Consider the following 24,570-nt stretch of genomic DNA (forward strand, 5'->3'; position numbering starts at 1 on the left):
ACCATGCCTTGACTGCCGCTGCAGCGGCGCCGCGCAAGCTGCAATAGTTTAGTGGCTCAATGCCCCCGTCAGGCCGGCTACACCGGTAACAGGGGGCGCCTGTCAGCGCGGCAGATTCGAGCTTCCCATCAAAAATTCATCGACGGCGCGTGCGCACTGGCGCCCTTCGCGGATGGCCCACACCACCAGCGACTGGCCGCGGCGGACGTCGCCGGCGGCGAATACCTTGGGCACCGAGGTGGCGTAGCAACCGTCGCCGTCGGTGCTGGCGCGGGCGTTGCCGCGGTTGTCCTTGTCGACGCCGAAGGCATCGAGCACCTGTTGTACGGGTGATACAAAGCCCATGGCCAGCAGCACCAAGTCTGCTTTCATTTCGAACTCGGAATCAGGCACTTCGCTCATCTTGCCGTCTTTCCACTCAACCTTGCAGGCGATCAGCTTGTCGACCTTGCCATGCTTGCCTTCAAAGCGCTTGGTCGCCACCGCCCAGTCGCGCTCGCAACCTTCTTCGTGCGAGGACGAGGTGCGCAGCTTGGTCGGCCAGTACGGCCACACCAGTGGCTTGTTTTCCACTTCGGGTGGCTGCGGCATCAGTTCGAACTGCGCCACCGAGGCGGCGCCGTGACGGTTGCTGGTGCCGACGCAGTCGGAACCGGTATCGCCGCCGCCGATGACGACAACGTGCTTGCCGCTGGCTTTGAGCTGGTCCTTGACCTTGTCACCGGCATTGACCTTGTTTTGCCAGGGCAGGAAATCCATGGCGAAGTGCACGCCCTTGAGTTCGCGGCCCGGCACCGGCAAGTCACGCGGCTGCTCGGCGCCGCCGGCGATGATGACGGCGTCGAATTCCTTGCTCAAATCTTCGGGAAAAATGGTGTTCTTGGCCCAGTTGTTGACGCTGGCAGGAAAATCCTTGCCGATCAGGGTGCTGGTTTTAAAGACCACGCCTTCGGCTTGCATCTGTTCGATGCGCCGGTCGATGTGCGATTTCTCCATCTTAAAATCGGGAATGCCGTAACGCAGCAAGCCACCGACGCGGTCGCTTTTCTCAAACACGGTGACGGCGTGCCCCACGCGCGCGAGTTGCTGGGCAGCGGCCAGCCCGGCCGGGCCGGAGCCGACGATCGCCACTTTCTTGCCCGTCAAATGCGCGGGCGGCTGCGCTACCACCCAGCCTTTTTCCCAGCCCGTATCGATGATCTTGTGCTCGATCGACTTGATGCCGACGGCGTCGTCATTGATGCCAAGGGTGCACGCCGATTCGCACGGCGCCGGGCAAATGCGACCGGTGAATTCCGGGAAATTGTTGGTCGAGTGCAGGTTGTCGAGCGCGGCCCGGTAATTGCCGTGATACACCAGGTCATTCCAGTCGGGGATGACGTTGTTGACGGGGCAGCCCGTGTTGCAAAACGGGATGCCGCAATCCATGCAGCGCGCTGCCTGCAGTTTCGCTTCCGGGTCGGACAGGTGCAGCACGAACTCCTGGTAATTCTTGACGCGCTCCTGCGCTGGCAGATAGCCCTCGTCCTGGCGCTTGAATTCCATGAAACCGGTGATTTTTCCCACGATAAATCCTTGTCTTATTGTTGAGTACGCAAGCGATGCGGCGCAGTTAAGCGACAGTTACGCCAGGCAGTTGGGCCGCAGCGCTAGCGCCATCGACTTTCTCGGCAGCTTCCTCCATGCTGCTGTTGTGCATCTCTTCGAGCGCGCGCTTGTAGTCGGTCGGGAACACCTTGACAAACTTGGCGCGGGCATCGGCCCAGTTATCGAGCAGGAAGCGGGCGCGGGTGCTGCCCGTGTGCTTGAAATGGCGCTCGATCAGGCGCTTGAGGATGGCTTCATCGGATTCGCGCGCGGCGCCACGGCTCTGGCTGTGCCAGCCGGCCACATCGCCCTGCTCCTTGCTCGCATGGACGCGTTCGAGGTTGACCATGGTCATATTGCAGCGCTTGTCGAACTCGTTTTTCGGATCGTACACATAGGCGACACCGCCCGACATGCCGGCCGCAAAGTTGCGGCCCGTTTCGCCCAGCAGCACCACGGTGCCGCCCGTCATGTATTCGCAGCCATGGTCGCCGCAACCTTCAACGACGGCGGTGGCGCCCGAGTTGCGCACGGCAAAACGCTCGCCAGCGACGCCATTAAAAAACGCTTCGCCGGCGATGGCGCCATACAGCACCGTGTTGCCGACGATGATGTTGTCGACGGCCCAGCCACGAAATTCGGTGTTCGGCCGCACGATGATGCGCCCGCCCGACAAGCCCTTGCCGACGTAATCGTTGCCTTCGCCGACCAGGTCGATGGTGATACCGGCAGCGAGGAAGGCGGCGGCCGATTGCCCGGCGGTGCCCTGCAACTGAATGTGGATGGTGTCATCGGGCAAACCGGCGTGACCATAGCGCTTGGCCACTTCGCCCGACAGCATGGTGCCGACGGTGCGGTTGACGTTGCGCACGGGAGAAATGAACGACACCCGTTCGCCCTTTTCCAGCGCGGCCTTGGCCTGGGCGATCAGTTTATGGTCGAGTGCCTTGTCGAGACCATGTTCCTGCGATTCGGTGTGGTAAATCGACTGCCCTTCCTGCACCGGTGGCTGATAAAAAATATTGCTGAAGTCCAAGCCCATGGCCTTCCAGTGCGAAATCGCCTTCGACTTGTCGAGCAGGTCGGCGCGGCCGATCAGTTCGTCATACGTGCGGATGCCCAGCTGCGCCATCAGTTGACGGGCTTCTTCGGCAACAAAGAAGAAGTAATTGACGACGTACTCGGGCTTGCCGGCAAACTTGGCGCGCAGCACCGGGTCCTGGGTGGCCACGCCCACCGGGCAGGTGTTCAGGTGGCACTTGCGCATCATGATGCAACCTTCGACCACCAGCGGGGCCGTCGCAAAACCGATCTCGTCGGCGCCCAGCATGGCGGCAATGACGACGTCGCGGCCGGTTTTCATCTGGCCATCGGCCTGCACCCGGATGCGGCTGCGCAAACCGTTGAGCACCAGGGTTTGCTGGGTTTCCGCCAGGCCCAGTTCCCACGGCGTGCCCGCATGTTTGACGGAAGACAGTGGCGACGCCCCGGTGCCGCCGTCATGGCCGGCGACCACCACGTGATCGGCCTTGGCCTTGGTGACGCCGGCGGCCACCGTGCCGATGCCCACTTCCGAGACCAGCTTGACGGAAATCGACGCCCGCGGATTGGCGTTTTTGAGATCGTGAATCAGCTGGGCCAGGTCTTCGATCGAATAAATATCGTGGTGCGGCGGCGGCGAAATGAGGCCGACGCCGGGTACCGAAAAGCGCAGGCTGGCAATGTATTCCGACACCTTGTGGCCGGGCAGCTGGCCACCTTCTCCGGGCTTGGCGCCCTGCGCCATCTTGATCTGGATCTGGTCGGCCGAGTTGAGGTATTCGGCGGTCACACCGAAGCGGCCGGACGCCACCTGCTTGATGCGCGAGCGCAGCGAGTCGCCATCCTGCAGGGGAATGTCGACGGCAACATTGTGGGCGCCGATGACGGAGGCCATGGTCTGGCCCTGGCGGATTGGAATGCCTTTCAATTCCTGGGTATAGCGGGCCGGATCTTCGCCGCCCTCTCCCGTGTTCGACTTGCCGCCGATGCGGTTCATGGCAATTGCCAATGTGGCGTGCGCTTCTGTCGAGATCGAGCCGAGCGACATGGCGCCGGTGGCAAAGCGCTTGACGATATCCTTGGCCGGCTCGACTTCATCGAGGGGGATCGCCCTGGCCGGGTCGAGCTTGAACTCGAACAGGCCGCGCAGGGTCAGGTGACGGCGCGTCTGGTCGTTGATCAGCTGGGCGTACTCTTTATAGCTACTAAAATTGTTGGCGCGGGTGGCGTGCTGCAGCTTGGCGATGGCGTCCGGCGTCCACATGTGGTCTTCGCCGCGCACCCGGTAGGCATATTCGCCACCGGTGTCGAGCGCTTCGGCCAGCAGCGGGTCGTTGCCAAACGCCAGATTGTGCAGGCGCAACGCTTCTTCGGCCACTTCGAACACGCCGATCCCTTCCACGCCCGAAGCGGTGCCGCGGAAATATTTGTTGACCAGCGATTTGTTCAAGCCCACCGCTTCAAAGATTTGCGCGCCGCAATACGACATATAGGTCGAGATGCCCATCTTCGACATCACCTTCATCAAGCCCTTGCCGATGGCCTTGGTGTAGTTATAGATGGCTTTTTCTTCCGACATGTCGGCGCCCAGGCCGCGCGCCAGTTCGGCCAGGGTTTCCATTGCCAGGTAAGGGTGCACCGCCTCGGCGCCGAAGCCGGCCAGCAGGGCGAAGTGGTGGGTTTCGCGGGCCGAGCCGGTTTCCACCACCAGGCCGGTGGAGGCGCGCAGACCACGGCCCACCAGGTGCTGGTGAATGGCCGAGGTGGCCAGCAACGCCGGCATGGCCACCTGTGCCGACGACACGGCACGGTCAGAAATAATCAGGATGTTGTGGCCCGATTTGACGGCATCGACCGCTTCCGCGCACAGCGAAGCGAGCGATGCTTCGATGCCATCCTTGCCCCATGCCACCGGATAGCAGATATTCAATTCGTAGGACTTGAACTTGCCGCCCGTGTGGGCGCTGATATTGCGCAGGCGCACCATGTCATCAAAGCCCAGCACCGGTTGCGACACTTCCAGCCGCATCGGTGGGTTGACGTTGTTGGTGTCCAATAAATTCGGCTTGGGGCCAATGAAAGAGACCAGCGACATCACCATCGCTTCACGGATCGGGTCGATGGGCGGGTTGGTGACCTGGGCAAACAGCTGTTTAAAATAGTTATATAAAGGTTTGAGCTTGTTCGACATCACGGCGAGCGGCGAATCGTTGCCCATCGAACCGGTCGCCTCTTCGCCCAGCATAGCCATCGGCGCCATCAGAAATTTGATGTCTTCCTGGGTGTAGCCAAACGCCTGCTGGCGATCGAGCACCGAGGCCGGTGCCTGCTCGCCCTGGGCCGGCAACTGGCGCGCACGGTTGTGGGCCAGCTGGCTTTCGGCCAGCTTCAGTTCGCCCAGCTTGATGCGCACCGAATTGATCCACGCTTTATACGGCTTGGCGTTGGCGTACATGTCCTTGAGTTCTTTATCGTCGATGATGCGGCCCGCTTCGAGGTCGATCAAGAACATCTTGCCCGGCTGCAGGCGCCATTTCTGGATGATCTTCGATTCGGCGATCGGCAGCACGCCCGATTCGGAAGCCATCACCACCAGGTCGTCGTCGGTGACGATGTAGCGCGCCGGCCGCAAGCCATTGCGGTCGAGCGTGCCGCCGATGTGGCGGCCATCGGTAAACGCCATCGCCGCCGGGCCGTCCCACGGCTCCATCATCGAGGCGTAATACTCGTAGAAGGCTTTACGGTTGTCGTCCATCAAGGTGTGGTTTTCCCACGCCTCGGGGATCATCATCATCATCGCCTGGGCGATCGGGTAGCCGGCCATGATCAACAGTTCGAGCGCATTGTCGAAACAGGCGGTGTCGGACTGGCCTTCATAAATGAGGGGGAACAGCTTTTGCAGGTCTTCGCCCAGCACGGCAGATTTCATCACCCCTTCGCGCGCGCGCATCCAGTTGAAATTGCCCTTGACGGTGTTGATTTCGCCATTGTGGGCGATCAGGCGATACGGGTGCGACAGCGGCCACTCGGGGAAGGTGTTGGTGGAAAAGCGCTGGTGCACCAGCGCCAGCGCCGAGATGCAGCGCGGATCTTGCAGATCCTGGTAGTACACCCCGACCTGGTCGGCCAGCAGCAAGCCCTTGTAGACAATGGTGCGGGCCGACATCGATGGCACAAAGAATTCTTTGCCGTGCAACAGTTTTAAGGCCTGGATGGCGTGACCGGACGATTTGCGGATCACATACAGTTTGCGCTCGAGGGCGTCGGTGACCATGATGTCGGGACCGCGGCCAATAAAAATTTGGCGAATCACCGGTTCCTTGGCGCGCACCGTGGGCGACATTGGCATCGCCTCATCGATGGGCACATTTCTCCAGCCCAGCACGACTTGCCCCTCGATGCGGGCGGCGCGCTCGATCTCTTGCTCGCAAGCGATGCGCGAGGCGTGTTCTTTCGGCAAGAACACCATGCCGACCCCGTATTCGCCGGGCGGTGGCAGTTCGACGCCCTGCTTGGCCATTTCGTCGCGGAAAAACTGATCGGGAATCTGGATCAGGATGCCGGCGCCATCGCCCATCAGCTTGTCGGCGCCAACGGCACCCCGGTGATCGAGATTTTTCAGGATCAACAGACCCTGTTCAATAATCGAATGCGATTTGTTGCCCTTGATGTGGGCAATAAAACCGACGCCGCAGGCATCGTGCTCGTTGGACGGGTCGTACAAACCTTGGGCAATCATCGAACTCTCCACAGCTTTTGAACAGGTGAAGATGGACCATATCGCAACGCAGCAAAAAATTCAAATAGAAAAATTAGGGTCGGAGTCGAATTAAAACCAATTTTTAACCTAAAATAATTAATTGGGGACAGAGTCAGCAGGTGCTGTGACCCGGGGTTTCGGCGGCCGCCCGCGCCGCGCTGGCAGGACCTGGCGCTGCGCATTCTTTTGCAAATCGGCCTTGAAGGCGGGCGAGCCGAGCGGCCAGCCCTTGAGCACGCACGCTTCGATGTCGCTGATGGTGGCGCTGGTCAGGCCGCGTTCGCTCAAGGCTTTCCACGCCGCTTCGCGCTGGAATGGCGTGTTGCCCAGGTCCCACAGCAGGCGGTGATCGGTGACCAGGGCATCGATGCCGAGGCCGGCGTGCTGGCCCAGGCTCGACCACGGCCAGGCGCTGCCGTCGGCGTGCAGGCCGGCGCGCCGCGGCGCATCTTCGATGTACAGGCTGCACGGCAGCAGGTAGGCGGCCGCTTCGACCACGGCGGTTTTAAAACGGCCGCCGAACAGGGCGCCGCTGCGCGCGTATTTGGCGTTGTACCAGGGGACATAGTAGCGGCCGCAGCGCTGCAGGCAGGTGGCCAGGCCAGCGTCGTCGCCGGGCGTGGCCAGCAGCAGCACGCGGTCGGGCAGCAGCGCATAGGCGTGGATGGCCACCTTGCACAGGCGGGCGCTTTGCTGCAGCCACTGCAAAAACTGGCGGTAATCGTCGGGCGCGCGAAACAGCGGCTGACTGTCGTTACCGTGTTGAAGAATAAAATGGGGCTGGTGCGGAACGATCAGCCGGGGCAGACGGGCCATGGTCGGGGAGCATCGTAAAACCCCATTGTAGCGGGCCTGGCCGACTCTGTCCCCGATTTTAAGAAAGCGCCGCTACGACAGGCTGAAGCCGGCCGATAAACTGTAGCCTTCGCCGTAGGCGCTGCGCAGCGGCAAGTCCTGGCCCAGGCCCGAGCGCGCTTTCTTGCGCAGGCGGTACACCAGCATGTCGACCCGGCGGCTGGCGTCGGCTTCATCGCCGCCCATGCCGGCGACGATCACCTGGCGCGGCACGGCGCGCGTGTTGATGGTCAACAGGTGCAGAAAATTGCACTCTTTTTCGGTCAAATCGATGACCGCGCCCATCAGCTCGAGCTGGCGCGCGCTGACGCGCAAATTCCATTTGCTGGGAGGAAAAGCGGGTTCTTGCGGCCGCACCCGGCGGTCGAGCGCCTCGATGTGGGCGGCCAGTTCGGGAAACTTGATCGGCTTGCTCAAATAATGGTCAGCGCCCAGCTGCAGGCCGAGAATGCGGTTGTCGAAGGCCACCCGGCCGGTCAACACCAGCAAGCCAATTTCCGGGTACAGCTGGCGCATGCGCGGGATCACCGTAAAACCGTCCTCGTCCGGCAGACCGAGGTCGAGCACCACCACCGCAGCGGGCGTCTTGGTCAGCGCCAGCCACATATCGGCGGCCGTGGTGGCCAGCCCGACGTCATGACCTTGCTCACGGAGGAATTCCGCCATGTCGTCGGCGTAGTCGCCGTTGTCTTCAACGATCAGAATCTGGGTCATGGGTTTGCCGATAGTTCATTGGACATTAACCATGGACAATTTCGATGCCCACCGCCAACTTAGTGTTTGTTACCGGAATTATCACTGCTGGGACCGGCTGTGGCAACCTCTTTCCCTGTTACAGTCCGAACCGGCAAGCAAATACGAAACGCCGTGCGCGCGCCGCCGTCGTTGACGACCTGCCGCTGGTACTCGATGACGCCGCCATGGACTTCCACCACCGAGCGCGCCATGTACAGGCCGAGGCCGGCCCCCGCCAGATGGCCGGCGTTGCTACCGCGCACATGCTTGCCAAATACTTGCTGTTCTTCGCCAGCCGGCACGCCGGCACCGCTGTCGTGCACCGCCAGCACGATGGTGTCGCCGCGCACGCTGCCCAGCAGGGCGATCGGCTGGTCGGCCGGGCCGTACTGCAAGGCATTGTCGATCAGCACGCGCAAGACCAGCCGTAATCCCTGTGGTTCGCCGCGCAGGCTGTCGGGCAGCTTGCCCAGCTCGAGGGTGACCGTGCGGCCGCTGGCGCGCACCCACTGCGCCCCTTCTTCGAGCAGGCGGCGCGGGTTGACGCGGTCGCTGCGCGCCACCGTGCCGCTGGCGGCGACGACGTCGGGCGACAAGTACTGCTCGAGCATGCCAATCATTTGATCGACCGCGTTGGCAATCTTGCGGTAGCGGTCAAGGGTGGCCTGATCGGCTGCCTGGCCGGTCACCTGCAAACGCTGGATGGCGCCATCGATGGTCGACAGCGGGGTGCGAAATTCGTGGTTGAGCATGCTGGCAAAACGGCGCCGGCCCGCTTCGTGCTCGCGCCGCTGGGCGACGTCGCGGACCACCCCGACCAGGGCGGCGGCGTGACCGGCAGCGTCGAAGGTGAAGGTGGAAATGATCTCCAGCGGCACCTTGTGACCGCGCCGGTGGGTGATTTCCACTTCGCGCACCAGTTTATTGGTACCGCCGCCATTGTCCCCCTTGCCAGTGCCATCGACCAGGCGTGCCAGCCGCAGCTGCCAGCCGGCCATCAGCCCGGCCAGCACGGCAGCAGCATCCGACATCGGATCGCACCACTCGGCGCTGCTGTACCCGGTCAGCGCCGCGCAGCCAGCGCCCATATAACGCACGGCGGCGTCCGGCAGGGCGACGATGAAGGCAATGTCGCCACTCAGTTCTGCGATGGTTTGAAACGGGTCGGGCGCGCAATCGACAGCCAGCATGCGTTATTCCTAGTCTTCGAGGGGGGCAAAAATGGCTTGCAAGTCTTCCTGCGTGAGCACCAGCTTGTTCGCTTCGCCATCGGCCAGAATCGATTGCGCCAGATCCTGCTTTTTTTGCTGCAGCAGCTGGATTTTTTCTTCCAGCGTGCCCTTGGCGATCAATTTGTAGACGAACACCGGTTTTTCCTGGCCGATGCGCCAGGCACGGTCGGTGGCCTGGTTTTCCGCCGCCGGGTTCCACCACGGGTCATAGTGAATGACGGTGTCGGCCGCCGTCAGGTTCAGGCCGACGCCACCGGCTTTCAGACTGATCAGGAAAATCGGCACCGCGCCCTGCTGGAACGCCGCCACCTGGGCAGCGCGGTCTTTGGTGTCGCCCGTCAGCAGCGCGTAGGGAATATGGCGGGCGTCGAGTTCTTCCTGGATCAACGCCAGCATGCTGGTAAATTGCGAAAACACCAGGATCTTGCGGCCCTCTTGCAACAGGTCGTCGACCATCTGCATCAGGTCGATCAACTTGGCTGACGGCGATTCTTTCTTGCGTGCCGGCAGCGCCTTGACCAGCCGCGGGTCGCAGCACACCTGGCGCAGCTTGAGCAGCGCTTCGAGGATCACGATCTGGCTGCGCGCCACGCCCTTCTTGTCGATCTCGTCGCGCACTTTCTTGTCCATCGCCAGGCGCACGGTTTCATACAAATCGCGCTGGGCGCCCGACAGTTCCACCTTGCGCACCATTTCGGTTTTTGGCGGCAATTCCTTGGCCACATTGTCCTTGGTACGGCGCAATAAAAACGGCCGGATGCGGCGGTTCAGCAAGGTGCGCCGCAAGGGATCGTCCTGCCGCTCGATGGGGTGGCGGAACTGGCTGTTGAAGGTTTTTTCATCGCCCAGCAGGCCCGGCAGCAGGAAATGGAACTGCGACCACAGTTCGCCCAGGTGGTTTTCCAGCGGCGTGCCGGTCAGGCACAGGCGGTGGCGCGCATTGAGCTGGCCGGCGCTCTGCGCTGCCTTCGAGCGGTTGTTCTTGATGTAATGCGATTCGTCGAGGATGACCAGGTGATAGCTGTGCTGGCGCAGCTTTTCTTCGTCGCGCGGCAACAGCGCGTAGGTGGTCAGGATGATGTCGCAGTCATCGATGCGGTCGAACAGGTCGAGCCGCTCCTTGCCCTGCAACAGCAGCACGCGCAAGCCGGGGGCGAAGCGCGCCGCTTCTTCCTGCCAGTTGGTCATCAGGCTGGTGGGGGCGATCACCAAGGCCGGGCTGGTCAGGCGGCCCGCTTCCTTTTCCACCAGGATGTGGGCCAGGGTTTGCACGGTTTTGCCCAGCCCCATGTCATCGGCGAGGATGCCGGCCAGGTCGTATTCGCGCAAAAACTGCATCCAGGCCAGGCCGTCGGCCTGGTAGTCGCGCAGGGTGGCGCGCAGGCCGGCCGGGGCGGGCACTTTTTGCACCGAGCCGAACAGGCTGAGCTTGCGCCCGGTCTCGCGTAACTGGGCGCCGCCGTGCCACTCGAGGTCGGCGCCGCGCGCCAGTTCTTCGAGGCGGGCAGCGTCCAGCGTCGACAGCCGCACACGGTTCTTGATCTTGTCGCTGAAATACAGTTCGCCCAGCGTGGCCAGGATCGGTTTCAAACGGCCCCACGGCAGCGCCACCCGCATGCCGTCGGCCAGCGGCGCCAGCATCTGGTCGGTGTCGGCATGGGCGGCCAGCACATCGGGATCGAAGTCGCTGGGGGCGTTGCGGATCAATTGCACCAGCACGGGCAGCAGCGGCACCCGCTTGTGGTTGACCACGATGCCCAGCTCCAGCTCGAACCAGGCATTGTTCGCCTCGGCAGGCTGGTCGATTTCGGCATACCAGTGGTCGACCGCCACCACGTCATACCGATAGTGACGGGCCCGCTCGATACGCCAGCCAGCCGCCTGCAGTGCCGCGAGGTCGGCCCCGGCGAAGCGGATCCAGTGCGCCTGTGATTCGAGCTGGACGGCGCCAGCCAGGCCATTTAAAGGTGCCGTGGCGGGCTTGCGGAAGCCCAGCGCTTTCAAGGCCGCCAGCGCGGCGCCTTCGGCCGCACTGTTGCGGGCGATCACTTCGGTGACCTCGCCCAGCTGCCGCACCACGCGCTGGTCGGGGTCGAACGACACCCGCTCACCGTCATAATCGAAAGACAGCACGGCGACGTCATGCCAGCGCTGGGTGGCGCCCTCGGCCAGTTGCACACTGTCGAGCTGCAGCCAGGCTTGCGGTATGACATCGTCGCGCAGGCGCTGGGTCAGTGGCTGCGGCAAGGGCATCAATTGTTGCAAGCCGTGCGCCAGCAACAGTTGCGATACCCGTTTCTTGTCGCTGCCGGTCAACACCGGCGCCTGCGCCACCAGCGCCTGCAGTTCGGCCAGCGAGATGTCGACGCCACCGCGGTTGAGCTCGAGCGGGCCGCATGACAGGTTGTCGATATACCACGGGGGATCGGTGGGCAGCATGTAATCGATCTGGTCGGCGGCGCTATGGGTGGCGCCGAGTGGCGGCTCGACCTGCCAGCCCAGGCGCGCGCTGCGGCCTTCGTCGCGCCACACCAGGTTGGCCTTGCGTACCGCGCCCGCCTGCAGCGGATAGACCAGGCCATTCGCCATGTCTGGCCAGGAATTTGCCCACAATAATTTGTCTTGTTCTAACAACATTTGTAGCAGGATGGCGCCGATCTTGCCTTTCGGTTCCGTTGCGGTGCTCGTTTGCGAGGCGCCGCTGCGCATGGCGATAAAAAAGCGCACCAGGTCTTCATCGTCGCCCTGCAGATAGGCGGGCGGTGCCGACAGCAGGGAAAACACTTCGCTCACCGGGCTCGCTGCCGCCACTTCGCCATTGGGCCGCAAACGCGCCTTGCACAGGCACAAGGCGACGTGACGGCCGCCACTGGTGGGCGCCAGCACATAGACGAATTTGTACTGGACCAGCTTGGGGTCCTTGACGTCGACATTGAGCTTGGGACGGGGGTGGGCAGCGGCGTCGACCCGTTGCAGCCAGCCGGCCACGGGCGCCGCCAGGGGCGCGCCGCCCGGACTGGCAGGCATGAGCGACGCCGGTGCCACTGACGCTCCGCCAGGGGTATCGCGCCGGGCATCCATGCTGTCATCGCGCCGTACATCCGAAGTGTGCATCGTTCTTTGCATTCCGTATCAAAAAAGATAAGACGCGACATTATGCGCCATCCTGCCCGCAGGCGTCGGGACAGCGGCGGTCGCCGTTGAAAGCGCTGGGTAGTTACATTTGGCAGCGGCCGTCTGACATCATCGCCTGAACGGCCCGGTAAAACAAGCTGGCGATACAGCGACGGCGCCGCAAGCTCGCAGTGGCCCCCGCCCTCCGGGCCGCGCCCTCCCCTTGATAAAAGTGTCTCTATATTTTCCGTGAATAATTTAGTAACTGGCAGTTAGCTGTCGGAATAATTTATGCCATATGCAAGCGTAATATTAATAAAAAGTTAATTTATTGAATCGATGGCTTTTATTTTTTTGGCACATTTTTTGCTCCCTCTGCCAGGCGGCACTTTCCATTTCACTTCAAGGATGACGACGGTGAAACACTATTTATCACGCATGATCGGCGCCCTGGCGCTGCTACTGGCCGCGGCGCAGCCAGCGCTGGCAACCCCGATTGCGGTGGGCAGTCAGTTAAGTACCGGCAGCACCCTGTATGTGGTCGGTGGCGACGGCTCGGTGGCCAATGCCAGCGGACTCGATTTCGCCCTGCCCGGTTCGCCCAGCCCGGACATGGCCGGCATTCTGACCGGGTATGCCGGCACCGGTGCCCTGAACGCCTATGTCTGCATTCCCAACGTTGTCACACCGTGCGGGACCATTAATGACATTTTGTCGTTTGAGGATTTCACGGCGGACGGCAACTTTATCATCGCATCCGACCTCTTTTCTTTTAGCCTGACGGCGCCGCTGACGGTGACCCGGGTGCCTGGCAGCGACACCGCCGCCGCCGCGTTGATTCTCTCTGGTAATGGCATTTTGTATTTTGCCGGCTTTGACCCCACCGCTGCCCTGTTCACGCTGGTGACCCTGAATAACACCGATGGCGCCACCACCTATTCGGCCACGCTGTTTTCGACCGGCACGGCATCGGTGCCGGAACCAGCGTCCATCTGGCTGTTCGGCCTGGCCGGCGCACTCTGGCTGCTGGGGCGCCGCCTCAAGTCGGCGTAAGACTGCACGGTGCCGGCAGCCTGCCCGGCAGATTTTTACGCTGTCGGGCGGCAAGCAGGTGTTCACTTCGCTGCATAGCCGGTATCATCCTGCCTCGACTTCCAGGATGTGCCCATGCTCCCTTCCATTGAACAACGCCTCGCCGTAGAACTGGCCGCCAAACCGGTCCAGGTCGCCGCCGCCATTGCCCTGCTCGACGAGGGTGCCACCGTGCCGTTTATTGCCCGCTACCGCAAGGAAGCCACTGGCGGCCTCGACGACATCCAGCTGCGCCTGCTGGAAGAGCGCCTGCGCTACCTGCGCGAACTCGAGGAGCGGCGCGCCGCCATCATCGGCTCGATCACCGAGCAAAACAAGATGACCCCCGCGCTGCTCGAGCACATCGCCCACGCCGTCGACAAGACCCGGCTGGAAGACTTGTATTTGCCATATAAACAAAAACGGCGCACCAAGGCGCAGATCGCCATCGAAGCGGGCTTGCTGCCGCTGGCCGAGGCACTGCTGGCCGACCCCACGCTGCTGCCCGAAGCGGCCGCCGGCGCCTATCTGCGGGCCCCCTTCAGCAGTGACGACGGCAACAATCCGGGCGTGCTCGATGCCAAGGCCGCGCTCGACGGTGCCCGCCAGATCCTGATGGAGCGCTTTGCCGAAGACGCCACCCTGCTGGCCGCCCTGCGCGAGTACGTGCGCGAACATGGCGTGGTGCAGTCGAAAGTGGTGGAAGGCAAGCAGGACGAAGGCGAGAAATTTGCCGATTATTTTGATTACGCAGAAAACCTGGCGACGCTGCCCTCGCACCGCGCGCTGGCGCTGTTGCGCGGACGCCGCGAAGGGGTCCTGGACGTCATCCTGCGGCTCGACACCGAAGTGGAAAAGCCGAAATGGGATGCCCCGCTCAATCCGTGCGAAGGGCGCATTGCCGCCCGCTTCGGCATCAAGAACGGCGGCCGGCCCGCTGACAAATGGCTCAGCGACACGGCGCGCTGGACTTGGCGCGTCAAAAGTTTTATGCACCTGGAAACCGAATTGATGGGCGCGCTGCGCGACAAGGCCGAACTGGACGCCATCGACGTGTTCGCCCTCAATTTGAAGGCATTGCTGCTGGCCGCACCGGCCGGACCGCGCGCCACCATGGGCCTCGATCCGGGCCTGCGCACCGGCGTCAAGGTGGCGCTGGTCGACGCCACCGGCAAGGTGGTCGATACCGCCGTGATCTATCCGCACCAGCCAAAAAACGACTGGGATGGCGCGCTCCACCTGCTCGGTCAGCTGGCCGCCAAACACCAGGTGTCGCTCATTTCGATCGGCAACGGCACTGCCTCGCGCGAAACCGACAAGCTGGCGCAAGACTTGATCAAGCAGCGGCCGGAACTGAAACTGACCAAAATTGTCGTCTCGGAAGCAGGCGCCTCGGTCTACTCGGCGTCCGAATTTGCCTCGCGCGAACTGCCCGACATGGATGTGTCGCTGCGCGGCGCCGTGTCGATTGCGCGCCGCCTGCAAGACCCGCTGGCCGAGCTGGTCAAGATCGATCCGAAATCGATCGGCGTCGGCCAGTACCAGCACGATGTCTCGCAGTCGCAGCTGGCGCGCGCGCTCGACGCCGTGGTGGAAGACTGCGTCAACGCGGTCGGGGTCGATGTCAACACGGCCTCGGCGCCGCTGCTGGCGCGGGTGTCGGGACTGTCGGCCAGCGTGGCGCAAAGCATCGTCAGCTACCGCGATGCGAAAGGCGCGTTCGCTTCGCGCGCCGCCTTGAAAGCGGTACCACGGCTGGGCGACAAGACCTTCGAACAGGCGGCCGGCTTTTTACGCGTGATGGGCAGCAGCAATCCGCTTGATGCCTCGGCGGTGCACCCGGAATCGTACCCGCTGGTGGAAAAAATCCTCGCCGACGTCAAGCGCGACATGAAGACGCTGATCGGCGACATTGCCCTGCTCAAGAGCCTGCAGCCAGCGCGCTACGCCGACCAGCGTTTCGGCGTGCCGACCGTCACCGACATTTTGAAAGAGCTGGAAAAACCGGGCCGCGATCCGCGCCCGGAATTTACCACCGCCACGTTCAAGGACGGCGTCGAAGCGCTGCGCGACCTGCGCCCCGACATGATTCTCGAAGGCGTGGTGACCAACGTCGCCGCCTTTGGCGCGTTTGTCGACATCGGTGTCCACCAGGATGGCCTGGTGCACATTTCGGCGCTGTCGAGCACGTTTGTGAAAGATCCGCACACGGTCGTCAAAGCGGGCCAGGTGGTGCGCGTCAAAGTGCTGGAAGTCGATGAAAAGCGCAAGCGGATTGCGCTGACCATGCGGCTGACGGACAGCGCGCCGCAACCGGGCGCCAAGGTCGAACAGCGCGGCGACCGTCAAGATGCCAAGCGGCTGGCGCAGCACCAGGGCAAAGCGCCGGCCGTCGCCAGCGACAGCAGCATGGTGGCGGCGTTTGCCAAACTGAAGCGCTGATCTGCGCCCTATTGCCAGCCGACCGGCGCGGTCGGCGACCCCCGTCAGCAATTTCTTATAAAATGCGGATATCACATCAAAATTTACCCGAGGCAGCCATGAGCGATGTACAAACCTGGATCAAAGAAACCGTCAACAGCACCCCCGTGGTGTTGTTCATGAAGGGCACTGCGCAATTTCCCCAGTGTGGCTTTTCCAGCCGCGCCATCCAGATTCTGAAAGCCTGCGGCGTGCAAAACATTGCCACCGTGAATGTGCTGGACGACCCGGAGGTGCGCCAGGGCATCAAGGATTTTTCCAACTGGCCGACCATTCCCCAGCTCTACATCAAGGGCGAATTCATCGGTGGTTCGGACATCATGGATGAAATGTTTGCTTCCGGCGAACTCAAAACCCTGATCGATGCCTGATCCACGTCCGCGCCGGCTGGTCATCGCCATCACCGGCGCCACCGGCGCGGTGTACGGGGTGCGCCTGCTGCAGCTGCTGCAGGCCAATCCCGCCGTGGAAACCCACCTGGTCATTTCCGACGCCGCCAACCTGACTTTGCACGAAGAAGTGGGCATGCAGCGGCGCGAAGTGGAAGCGCTGGCCGACGTGGTGCACCGCAACCGCGACGTCGGCGCCGCCATTGCCAGCGGCTCGTTCCAGTCCGATGGCATGATCATCGCGCCGTGTTCGATGAAAACCCTGGCGGCAGTGGCGCTGGGCCTGTCGGATAATTTGATCGCGCGCGCCGCTGACGTCGTTCTCAAGGAACGCCGCCGGCTGGTACTGATGGTGCGCGAAACGCCCTTTAACCTGGCGCACCTGCGCAATATGACGGCCGTGACCGAAATGGGCGGCATCGTGTTCCCGCCACTGCCCAGCTTTTACCAGCATCCCGCCTCGATCGACGAAATGGTCGACTACAGCCTGGCACGGGTGCTCGACCTGGTCGGTGTCGATCATGCGCTGGCGCCGCGCTGGGCCGGCATGAAGGGCGCTGCCGACCCGGTCGACGGCTAACGGCGCGCTGCTGCGCTGGCTCAGCGCTTTTCTGCGTGCCAGCTTTCCGCCTGTTTCAATTCCTTTGCTTCTTCTACCATCCGGCGATGCTGGATGCGCTTGCGCATGACCTCGGCGTGCTGGGCGGCCGTCATCGGTGGCACGGTCATCAAGTCTTTAAGCTGGGCAGTGTTGCTGTAATTGCTTTTCATAGGGCGGCGGAATCCTCGGCAGCGTGGTGAACAGGATAAACAGCGTTCGAACGATTATGGCCCGATTGCCGCCTTTGTGCTGCCCTTTTCGTGTCCTGGACGGACGCGCCTGCACCCGCCATCGCAGCGGCGTGCTGGCAGCGTGTGCAAGGCAGCCGGCCAACGCAGAAACCCGCCCTGCATGAGGCATGCGGGCGGAATCGGTTCACTACGGGAGAAAAGGTGCAGCCGCTACGGTCCTATTGGCGCGGCGCCGTGAAATACCTCGGGCTATTTCTGATAATTGATGCGCACCAGCATGCGAATAAATTCGCGGGCGATTTGCCGGTGGTGCTCGTCGAGGCGTTGCAAGTCGGCGATCAACTTGACGTCGGCCGACTCAAATCGCGAGGCGCCATTGGTGGTCTCGCCACTGGGCGAGTTGCCGTCGGCGCCGCCAAAGCGCAGCCACTCGGCGGGCACGCCGAGCCACTGGGCGATCATGCGCAGTTTTTCCTGGGTGGGAATAGCTTCGCCAACCAGCCATTTGCGCGCTGCATGCACTGTAATCGGCCTACCGTCGAAGCGAATGTTAAATTCGCGTGCCAAGCGGGTCGGGCTGTCTGGTGAATAATGGGCGTTTTTCAGTGCCTGTTGTAGCCGTACACTGAAACTTTCCCGTTCGTTTGATGAATTCATGGTCGGCACTATTTCATGCAATGGGATGAAAGTCAGTCTCTTGACTGATGAGACTGATCGTGACAATCGTTCTGCGACGATGTAACAATCATCCGAGTATATACCGGGTAGTGCCTCAACTACGAGGAATGTCACGCATATTATGGACAGAAGTGCGTTAATTGCGTGCTTTGGCGCTCTGCAAGCGGGCCAACGGCTATCTGCTGACGCCAAATCGAAAAATGCCGTCGTTGTCGCGCTGGCGCTGAACCCGCCCCTGCGCCCATAAAAGGTGCAGGTGGGCCAGCGCTTCACCCAGCGCGAAGCTCAGCTGGTGGGCATCGAGCGGGCGCCGAAACATCAGCGGCACGATGTCCATCGCCGATTGCGGGGTGCCACACGCGGCAAGGACTTCGGCCAGGCGCGCCGCATGGTGCTCGAGTAGCTGGACGATGCGCGTGTGCAAGCCGCGAAACGGCCGCCCGTGCGAGGGCAGCACCAGGGTGTCGTCTGGCAAATCGGCAAAGCGCGCCAGCGAATCGAGATACAGCTGCAGCGGATTGGCGTCCGGTTCAACGGCAAACACCGACACATTCGTCGAAATGCGCGGCAGCACCATGTCGCCCGAGATCAGCACCTTGAGCGCCGCGCAATACAGCGACGCGTGTTCGGGCGAGTGGCCAAAACCGGTGATGACGCGCCACTGGTGCGCGCCGATGGTGACGAGGTCGTCATGCTGCATGCGGGTGTAGGCCAGCGGCACGCTCGGCACCAGCGATGGAAAATAATGTTTGCGCGTTTCCAGCTGCGCCGTCAGCGCCACCCCCGTCAAGCCGTGGCGCTGGAAATGCGGTACGGCGCTGCTGCCATCGACCCCGGGCAGACCGGCCGACATCATGCGGCCAAAGCCATATTCGCCGGTGGTGATCCAGAACGGCGCCGCAAAGCGCTGGCACAGCCAGTCGGCCAAGCCGATGTGGTCGGGATGGCAGTGGGTCGCCAGCACCCGCCGCAGCGGCCGTCCCGCCATCGGCCCCGTGAACAGCTGTTGCCAGGCGGCGCGGCTGGCATCGCTGGCAACGCCGCAATCGACCGTCGTATAACCCTCGCCATCGTCGAGCAGCCACAGGTTGATGTGGTCGAGGGCAAATGGCAGCGGCATGCGCAGCCATGCCAGGCCGGCCACCAGGGGCACGGCGGCGGCGCTGGCCGGCAAGGTCTCGCCGAAGGGATAATCAAGCTGGGCTTCGAGTGCGTTCATGGCGCCTTTCGTCAGGGGGGCAGATCGCGCTACAATGAATTCGCGTTGACGTTGACGTAAACGGAAAGCGGCGCGGACGCCCCATTCTAAGTCATTGTGCCCATCACTGATTTCATCCCATGCCTACCTACTCCATCGCCGAACTGGCGCGCGAATTCGACATCACCGCGCGTGCGATCCGTTTTTACGAAGACCACGGTCTGCTCGCCCCCAGCCGCGAAGGCGCCGGCGGGCGCAGCCGGGTGTACACGGCGCGCGACCGCACCCGCCTCAAGCTGACGCTGCGCGGCAAGCGGCTGGGCCTGACCCTGGCCGAAATCAAGAGCATCGTCGACATGTACGAATCGCCCAAGGACACGGTGGCGCAAATGCAGCGCTTTCTCGGCGTGCTGGCGCACCAGCGCGACACGCTCGAACAGCAGCGCGCCGACATCGAAGTGGCGCTGGCCGAAGTGACGGCGCACGAAGAGGAATGCCGGCGCATGCTCGCTGGCGCCAGCGCCGGCGATATCAATTAGACATTGCCTGACATTGATCGTCTGAGCTTCATCGTTTGACGCATACCGCTTTACGTTTACGTTAACGTCACACCGGCGTATGATTTCGCTTCACCCCTTTTTTTAACGAATTGCGCGAGGACGACATGCTGCACCTGCCAGGCTTGACCTTTGATCATGGCGAAGATATCGCCGCCTTGCGCGAGGCTGTGCAACAGTTCGCCGCCGCCGAAATCGCCCCGCGCGCCTACGAGATCGACCGCAGCGACCAGTTTCCCATGGACCTGTGGAAAAAAATGGGCGACCTCGGCCTGCTCGGCATCACCGTCGGCGAAGAATACGGCGGCGCCGGCATGGGCTACCTGGCCCACATCGTTGCCATGGAAGAAATCTCGCGGGCGTCGGCCTCGGTCGGCCTGTCGTACGGCGCCCACTCGAACCTGTGCGTCAACCAGATCAAGCGCAACGGCAGCGAAGAACAAAAGCGCCGTTATTTGCCCAAGCTCATTTCCGGCGACCACATCGGCGCGCTCGCCATGTCGGAGCCGAATGCCGGTTCCGACGTCGTCAGCATGAAGCTCAAGGCCGAACTGAAGGGTGACCGCTGGGTGCTCAACGGCACCAAGATGTGGATCACCAACGGCCCCGATGCCGACGTGCTGGTGGTGTACGCCAAGAACGATCTGCAAGCGGGCCCGCGCGGCATGACCGCGTTTATCGTCGAAAAAGATTTTAAGGGGTTTTCGATTGCACAGAAGCTCGACAAACTGGGCATGCGCGGCTCGCACACGGGCGAACTGGTGTTCCAGGATTGCGAAGTGCCGGTGGAAAACGTGCTGGGCGGCCTCGGCAAGGGCGTCAACGTGCTGATGTCGGGCCTCGATTTCGAACGCAGCGTGCTCTCCGGCGGCCCGCTGGGCATCATGGCCGCCTGCATGGATGCGGTGGTGCCCTACGTCCATGAACGCAAGCAGTTCGGCCAGGCCATCGGCGAATTCCAGCTCATGCAGGGCAAGCTGGCCGATATGTACTCGACCATGATGGCGTGCAAGGCGTATGTCTATGCGGTCGGCCAGGCGTGCGACCGCGCCACCTCGCCCGAGCAGATCCGCAACCTGCGCAAGGACGCCGCCGGCGCCATCCTCTACAGCGCCGAAAAGGCCACCTGGATGGCCGGCGAAGCCATCCAGACGCTGGGCGGCAACGGCTACATCAACGAATATCCGGTCGGCCGCCTGTGGCGTGATGCCAAGCTGTACGAAATCGGCGCCGGCACCAGCGAAATTCGCCGCATGCTGATCGGCCGCGAACTGTTTGCTGAAACCAAATAACCGGCGGCAGCCGCATGCCCAGGCCGTGAAAGTGTACCGCCCATGACCGAAGCCGCGTTTCCCAAACTGCTGTCGTCGCAGATCGCCTTCGACATCGCCCGCGCGATCGTCGATGGCTTCGACAAGCACTATCGCCTGTTCCGCGCCAGCAGCCAGGCGGCCAGACAGCATTTCGAGCAGGCCAGCTGGCAAGCGGCGCAACAGGCGGCGCGCGCGCGCATCGATTTCTATGACCAGCGCGTGCACGAATGCGTGCAGGCGCTGGAAGACGAGTATTCGGACGACGACCTCTGCGACGCCGTCTGGCGCCAGACCAAGCTGCATTACATCGGCCTGCTGTCGGACCACAAGCAACCGGAGCTGGCGGAAACGTTTTTTAATTCAGTCTGCTGTAAAATCTTGCACCGCAGCTATTATCACAACGACTTCATCTTTGTGCGCCCGGTGGTGTCCACCGAGTACATCGAAACCGCCGAGCTGCTGCCCACCTACCGCGTGTATGCGCCGCAGCAAGATGGCTTGCACGCCACTTTGCGCCGCATCGTCACCAATTTTCAGCTGGCTTGCCCGTTTGCCGATCTCGATGGCGACATCGCCCTGGTGGCCGAGCGCCTCGCGGTCATGCTGGGGGCCGATGCGCTCGAGCCCAATTGCCACTTTCAGGTGCTGTCGAACCTGTTTTATCGCAACAAGGGCGCGTATATCGTCGGCAAGGCCGTCAATGGCAACCGCGACTACCCGTTTGTTGTGCCAATCGTCCACGACGCTGGCCGCCTGTGCCTGGACACCGTGCTCGATCAGCCCGCGCATATCTCGCTGCTGTTTTCGTTTACGCGCGCCTACTTTCAAGTCGATATGGAAGTGCCCTCGGCCTATGTGCAATTCTTGCGTGGGCTGATGCCGCGCAAGCCAAAGAGCGAGCTGTACACCATCCTCGGCCTGCAAAAACAGGGCAAGACCCTGTTTTACCGCGATTACCTGCAACATCTCAAACACACGGCCGACTGCTTTGAAATTGCCCCCGGCATTCGCGGCCTGGTCATGCTGGTGTTCGCCCTGCCCTCGTTCCCCTACGTGTTCAAGGTGATCAGGGATTTTTATCCGCCACCGAAAGAGACCACGCGCGCGCAAATCAAGGAAAAATACTTGCTGGTCAAACACCACGACCGCGTCGGCCGCATGGCCGATACGCTCGAGTATTCGAATGTCGCCTTTCCTCTTTCCCGCTTTTCGGAAGCGCTGCTGGCCGAATTGCGGCAATCCGCGCCCTCCCAGCTGGAAATCGACGGCAAGCAAATCATTATTCGCCACCTGTACATTGAAAGACGGATGGTGCCGCTCAATATGTATCTGGCGCAGGCGGAAAAGTCTGGCAACGACGCCCGGATCGAACACGGCGTGCGCGAATATGGCGACGCCATCAAGGAGCTGGTGACGGCGAATATTTTTCCTGGTGATATGCTGTACAAGAACTTCGGGGTGACGCGCCAAAACCGCGTGGTGTTTTATGACTACGACGAGATCGAAACCATTACGGATTGCAATTTCCGTGATATCCCGCCCGCCCGTAACGAAGAAGACGAGATGGCGGCCGAGCCGTGGTACACGGTCGGCCGCCATGATGTTTTCCCCGAACAATTCGGCAGCTTTTTGCTCGGCAACGCCAAGATCCGCCGCTTTTTCCTCGCCCACCACGCCGATTTGCTCACGCGATCGTTCTGGCAGGCTTGCAAGCAGCGCATCGTCGACGGCCATGTCGACGATCTGTATCCGTATCCGCCATCGATACGCTTTTCCAGGCAGCGGCGGGCCGCGGGCCGGCCGGTATAAACGCCGCCAGGCCCGGCGATTTTTTGTATCTTACTTTTATTTTGGAGATCCACCATGCATGATCCAGTCGTAATCGTCGGTGCCGCGCGCACCCCCATGGGCGCCTTTCAGGGCGATTTTTCTTCCAAAAGCGCCAATGAGCTGGGCGCGGTGGCCATTGCCGCCGCCGTCGAACGCAGCGGCATCGACAAGCATTTGATCGAGCACGTGTATTTTGGCAATTGCCTGATGGCTGGCCAGGGCCAGGCGCCCGCGCGCCAGGCCATGATCAAGGCTGGCTTGCCGCTGTCGACGGGCGCGGTGACACTGTCGAAAATGTGCGGCTCGGCCATGCAAACGACCATGATGGCGGTCGACTCGCTGCTCGCCGGCAGCGCCGAAGTGATTGTCACCGGCGGCATGGAATCGATGACCAACGCTCCCTACCTGATCCCGAAAGCACGCGGCGGCTACCGCATCGGCCACGCCATGATGTACGACCACATGATGCTCGACGGTTTGGAGGACGCCTACAGCAAGGATGAAAAAACCGGTGGTGGCCGCTCGATGGGCACCTTCGCCGAAGAATGCGCCATGCAATATGCGTTCACCCGCGAAGCGCAAGATGCGTTCGCCATTGAATCGGTCAAGCGCGCCCAGGCCGCCAGCGCCGATGGCAGCTTTGGCTGGGAAATCGCCGCCGTCACCGTCAGCAGCCGCACTGGCGACACCGTCATCGACAAGGATGAAGGTCCGGCCAAGGCCCGCATCGATAAAATCCCTTCCCTGCGCGCCGCCTTCAAGAAAGACGGCACCATCACCGCCGCCTCGTCGTCGTCGATCAATGACGGCGCCGCCGCCCTGGTGCTGATGCGCGAATCGACCGCCACCCGGCTTGGCTTGACGCCGATCGCCCGCATCGTCGGCCAGGCCTCGCACGCGCAGGAACCGAACCTGTTCACCACGGCCCCCATCGGCGCCCTGCAAAAGCTGATGAAAAAAACTGGCTGGACGACGCAAAGCGTCGACCTGTTCGAAATCAATGAAGCGTTTGCCGCCGTGCCGATGGCCGCCATGCACGATCTCGACATCCCGCACAGCAAGGTCAACATCCACGGCGGCGCCTGCGCGCTCGGTCACCCGATCGGCGCCTCCGGTGCCCGCATCATCGTCACCCTGCTGGGCGCCCTGAAAAAAACCGGCGGCAAGCGCGGCGTCGCCTCGCTGTGCATTGGCGGCGGCGAAGCGACGGCGATGGCCTTCGAGATGGTGTAAGCGATGCCGACCGCTCTGATCATCGGCGCCTCGCGCGGCATTGGCCGCGAGCTGGTGCGCCAGTATCTCGCTGACGGCTGGCGCGTGATCGCCACCGCCCGCACTGAAGCACAGCGCGCCGCACTCGAGGCGATCGGCGCGGTCGGTTTGCAGATCGACGTCACCAGCGCCGAATCAGTTGCCAGCCTCGGCTGGCAACTGGACGACGAAAAAATCGACGCCGCCTGGCTGGTGGCGGGCCTGTATGGCCCGCGCCACGATGGCTTTCCCACCGAGCTCGAGTTCGACGACGTCATGCACACCAATGTGCTGGCGGCGATGCGCGTGCTGCCACTGGTGGCGCCGCTGGTGGCGGCGGCGCGCGGCCGGCTGGCGGTGCTGTCCTCGCGCATGGGATCGATCGGCGAGCGCAGCGCGCCGAACGGCAGCCTGTACCGGGCCAGCAAGGCGGCCCTCAATTCGGTGCTGAAAGATAGCAGCCTCATCTACGGCCCCGAGGGCGTCCTGTGCGCCGCCTTTCATCCGGGCTGGGTGCAGACCGACATGGGCGGAGCAGATGCGGCCTTGAGCGTGCAGGACAGCGTGAGCGACCTGCGGCGCACCCTGGCAGGCTTGATGCACGCTGACAACGGCGGCTTTTTTAACCACGATGGCAGCCCGATCGGCTGGTAATGGGCAGCATCACATCAAAGCACGACACCGAA

18 protein-coding genes are annotated in these 24,570 nt (G+C 62.4%); 9 read left to right on the forward strand and 9 right to left on the reverse strand.

Translation table 11 applies throughout. The annotated features are described in order from the left end of the window. Window positions 1–102 precede the first annotated feature (102 nt). The 6 genes from ACP7BZ_RS13490 to ACP7BZ_RS13515 form a co-directional block, all read right to left on the reverse strand. Window positions 103–1,566 carry a glutamate synthase subunit beta gene (locus ACP7BZ_RS13490; RefSeq protein ID WP_426113924.1) on the reverse strand — a complete coding sequence of 488 codons (1,464 nt, stop codon included), beginning with the start codon at window positions 1,564–1,566 and terminating at the stop codon, window positions 103–105. A gap of 46 nt (window positions 1,567–1,612) precedes the next feature. After that, window positions 1,613–6,367: a glutamate synthase-related protein gene (locus ACP7BZ_RS13495; RefSeq protein WP_426113926.1), complete on the reverse strand. Its 4,755-nt coding sequence runs from the start codon at window positions 6,365–6,367 to the stop codon at window positions 1,613–1,615. A 117-nt stretch (window positions 6,368–6,484) separates the two neighbouring features. After that, window positions 6,485–7,204 carry a transposase gene (locus tag ACP7BZ_RS13500; protein WP_426113928.1) on the reverse strand — a complete coding sequence of 240 codons (720 nt, stop codon included), beginning with the start codon at window positions 7,202–7,204 and terminating at the stop codon, window positions 6,485–6,487. 72 nt (window positions 7,205–7,276) lie between these two features. Then, on the reverse strand, window positions 7,277–7,957 hold the full coding sequence (locus tag ACP7BZ_RS13505) for a response regulator transcription factor (RefSeq protein ID WP_426113930.1): 681 nt from the start codon (window positions 7,955–7,957) through the stop codon (window positions 7,277–7,279). A 59-nt stretch (window positions 7,958–8,016) separates the two neighbouring features. Next, the gene (locus ACP7BZ_RS13510; RefSeq protein ID WP_426113932.1) at window positions 8,017–9,168 is read right to left on the reverse strand and encodes an ATP-binding protein; all 1,152 of its coding nucleotides are present in this window, start codon (window positions 9,166–9,168) and stop codon (window positions 8,017–8,019) included. A 9-nt stretch (window positions 9,169–9,177) separates the two neighbouring features. Further along, window positions 9,178–12,324 (reverse strand): DEAD/DEAH box helicase, encoded by a 3,147-nt coding sequence (locus ACP7BZ_RS13515; RefSeq protein ID WP_426113934.1) that lies wholly within the window; start codon window positions 12,322–12,324, stop codon window positions 9,178–9,180. A gap of 417 nt (window positions 12,325–12,741) precedes the next feature. On the opposite strand from ACP7BZ_RS13515, the gene ACP7BZ_RS13520 reads away from it, so the two are divergent. The 4 genes from ACP7BZ_RS13520 to ACP7BZ_RS13535 all read left to right on the forward strand — a co-directional run bounded on the left by ACP7BZ_RS13520 (window position 12,742) and on the right by ACP7BZ_RS13535 (window position 16,845). Further along, entirely contained in the window at window positions 12,742–13,377 is a 636-nt protein-coding gene (locus tag ACP7BZ_RS13520) for a PEP-CTERM sorting domain-containing protein (RefSeq protein WP_426113936.1), read from the forward strand. A 114-nt stretch (window positions 13,378–13,491) separates the two neighbouring features. Beyond that, complete coding sequence (locus tag ACP7BZ_RS13525; RefSeq protein ID WP_426113938.1) at window positions 13,492–15,837, forward strand: Tex family protein; 2,346 nt, start codon at window positions 13,492–13,494, stop codon at window positions 15,835–15,837. A 98-nt stretch (window positions 15,838–15,935) separates the two neighbouring features. Further along, window positions 15,936–16,247, forward strand: coding sequence for a Grx4 family monothiol glutaredoxin (gene grxD / locus ACP7BZ_RS13530; RefSeq protein WP_426113940.1), 312 nt, complete (start codon window positions 15,936–15,938; stop codon window positions 16,245–16,247). Beyond that, on the forward strand, window positions 16,240–16,845 hold the full coding sequence (locus ACP7BZ_RS13535; RefSeq protein ID WP_426113942.1) for a UbiX family flavin prenyltransferase: 606 nt from the start codon (window positions 16,240–16,242) through the stop codon (window positions 16,843–16,845). Before grxD ends, ACP7BZ_RS13535 begins: the two co-directional genes overlap by 8 nt. Window positions 16,846–16,865: 20 nt before the next feature. Here the strand turns inward: ACP7BZ_RS13535 and ACP7BZ_RS13540 are convergent, their stop codons facing one another. The 3 genes from ACP7BZ_RS13540 to ACP7BZ_RS13550 all read right to left on the reverse strand — a co-directional run bounded on the left by ACP7BZ_RS13540 (window position 16,866) and on the right by ACP7BZ_RS13550 (window position 18,954). Next, the gene (locus ACP7BZ_RS13540; protein ID WP_426113944.1) at window positions 16,866–17,036 is read right to left on the reverse strand and encodes a hypothetical protein; all 171 of its coding nucleotides are present in this window, start codon (window positions 17,034–17,036) and stop codon (window positions 16,866–16,868) included. 270 nt (window positions 17,037–17,306) lie between these two features. Beyond that, the gene (locus ACP7BZ_RS13545; protein ID WP_426113946.1) at window positions 17,307–17,714 is read right to left on the reverse strand and encodes a hypothetical protein; all 408 of its coding nucleotides are present in this window, start codon (window positions 17,712–17,714) and stop codon (window positions 17,307–17,309) included. Window positions 17,715–17,910: 196 nt separating this feature from the next. After that, window positions 17,911–18,954 (reverse strand): MBL fold metallo-hydrolase, encoded by a 1,044-nt coding sequence (locus tag ACP7BZ_RS13550; protein WP_426113948.1) that lies wholly within the window; start codon window positions 18,952–18,954, stop codon window positions 17,911–17,913. A 119-nt stretch (window positions 18,955–19,073) separates the two neighbouring features. Here ACP7BZ_RS13550 and ACP7BZ_RS13555 point away from each other — a divergent pair, with 119 nt between their 5' ends. The 5 genes from ACP7BZ_RS13555 (at window position 19,074) to ACP7BZ_RS13575 (ending at window position 24,538) form a co-directional block, all read left to right on the forward strand. Further along, window positions 19,074–19,472 carry a MerR family transcriptional regulator gene (locus ACP7BZ_RS13555; RefSeq protein WP_426113950.1) on the forward strand — a complete coding sequence of 133 codons (399 nt, stop codon included), beginning with the start codon at window positions 19,074–19,076 and terminating at the stop codon, window positions 19,470–19,472. 125 nt (window positions 19,473–19,597) lie between these two features. Then, window positions 19,598–20,782: an isovaleryl-CoA dehydrogenase gene (locus tag ACP7BZ_RS13560; RefSeq protein WP_426113952.1), complete on the forward strand. Its 1,185-nt coding sequence runs from the start codon at window positions 19,598–19,600 to the stop codon at window positions 20,780–20,782. Window positions 20,783–20,824: 42 nt separating this feature from the next. Continuing rightward, window positions 20,825–22,612: a bifunctional isocitrate dehydrogenase kinase/phosphatase gene (gene aceK / locus ACP7BZ_RS13565; RefSeq protein ID WP_426113954.1), complete on the forward strand. Its 1,788-nt coding sequence runs from the start codon at window positions 20,825–20,827 to the stop codon at window positions 22,610–22,612. A 54-nt stretch (window positions 22,613–22,666) separates the two neighbouring features. Then, window positions 22,667–23,866 carry an acetyl-CoA C-acyltransferase gene (locus ACP7BZ_RS13570; RefSeq protein ID WP_426113956.1) on the forward strand — a complete coding sequence of 400 codons (1,200 nt, stop codon included), beginning with the start codon at window positions 22,667–22,669 and terminating at the stop codon, window positions 23,864–23,866. 3 nt (window positions 23,867–23,869) lie between these two features. Continuing rightward, complete coding sequence (locus ACP7BZ_RS13575; protein WP_426113958.1) at window positions 23,870–24,538, forward strand: SDR family oxidoreductase; 669 nt, start codon at window positions 23,870–23,872, stop codon at window positions 24,536–24,538. Window positions 24,539–24,570 lie beyond the last annotated feature (32 nt).

It is taken from the genome of Massilia sp. PWRC2 (genome assembly GCF_049896725.1).
Taxonomy (GTDB): Bacteria; Pseudomonadota; Gammaproteobacteria; order Burkholderiales; family Burkholderiaceae_D; genus JAFCUW01.

Coding starts and splice junctions, on each gene's coding strand:
- ACP7BZ_RS13575 (WP_426113958.1), top strand. CDS start 23,870: ATGCCGACCGCTCTGATCATCGGCGCCTCGCGCGGCATTGGCCGCGAG.
- ACP7BZ_RS13540 (WP_426113944.1), bottom strand. CDS start 17,036: ATGAAAAGCAATTACAGCAACACTGCCCAGCTTAAAGACTTGATGACC.
- ACP7BZ_RS13510 (WP_426113932.1), bottom strand. CDS start 9,168: ATGCTGGCTGTCGATTGCGCGCCCGACCCGTTTCAAACCATCGCAGAA.
- ACP7BZ_RS13515 (WP_426113934.1), bottom strand. CDS start 12,324: ATGCACACTTCGGATGTACGGCGCGATGACAGCATGGATGCCCGGCGC.
- grxD (WP_426113940.1), top strand. CDS start 15,936: ATGAGCGATGTACAAACCTGGATCAAAGAAACCGTCAACAGCACCCCC.
- ACP7BZ_RS13560 (WP_426113952.1), top strand. CDS start 19,598: ATGCTGCACCTGCCAGGCTTGACCTTTGATCATGGCGAAGATATCGCC.
- ACP7BZ_RS13505 (WP_426113930.1), bottom strand. CDS start 7,957: ATGACCCAGATTCTGATCGTTGAAGACAACGGCGACTACGCCGACGAC.
- ACP7BZ_RS13550 (WP_426113948.1), bottom strand. CDS start 18,954: ATGAACGCACTCGAAGCCCAGCTTGATTATCCCTTCGGCGAGACCTTG.
- ACP7BZ_RS13555 (WP_426113950.1), top strand. CDS start 19,074: ATGCCTACCTACTCCATCGCCGAACTGGCGCGCGAATTCGACATCACC.
- ACP7BZ_RS13545 (WP_426113946.1), bottom strand. CDS start 17,714: ATGAATTCATCAAACGAACGGGAAAGTTTCAGTGTACGGCTACAACAG.
- ACP7BZ_RS13525 (WP_426113938.1), top strand. CDS start 13,492: ATGCTCCCTTCCATTGAACAACGCCTCGCCGTAGAACTGGCCGCCAAA.
- ACP7BZ_RS13570 (WP_426113956.1), top strand. CDS start 22,667: ATGCATGATCCAGTCGTAATCGTCGGTGCCGCGCGCACCCCCATGGGC.
- ACP7BZ_RS13495 (WP_426113926.1), bottom strand. CDS start 6,367: ATGATTGCCCAAGGTTTGTACGACCCGTCCAACGAGCACGATGCCTGC.
- aceK (WP_426113954.1), top strand. CDS start 20,825: ATGACCGAAGCCGCGTTTCCCAAACTGCTGTCGTCGCAGATCGCCTTC.
- ACP7BZ_RS13500 (WP_426113928.1), bottom strand. CDS start 7,204: ATGGCCCGTCTGCCCCGGCTGATCGTTCCGCACCAGCCCCATTTTATT.
- ACP7BZ_RS13535 (WP_426113942.1), top strand. CDS start 16,240: ATGCCTGATCCACGTCCGCGCCGGCTGGTCATCGCCATCACCGGCGCC.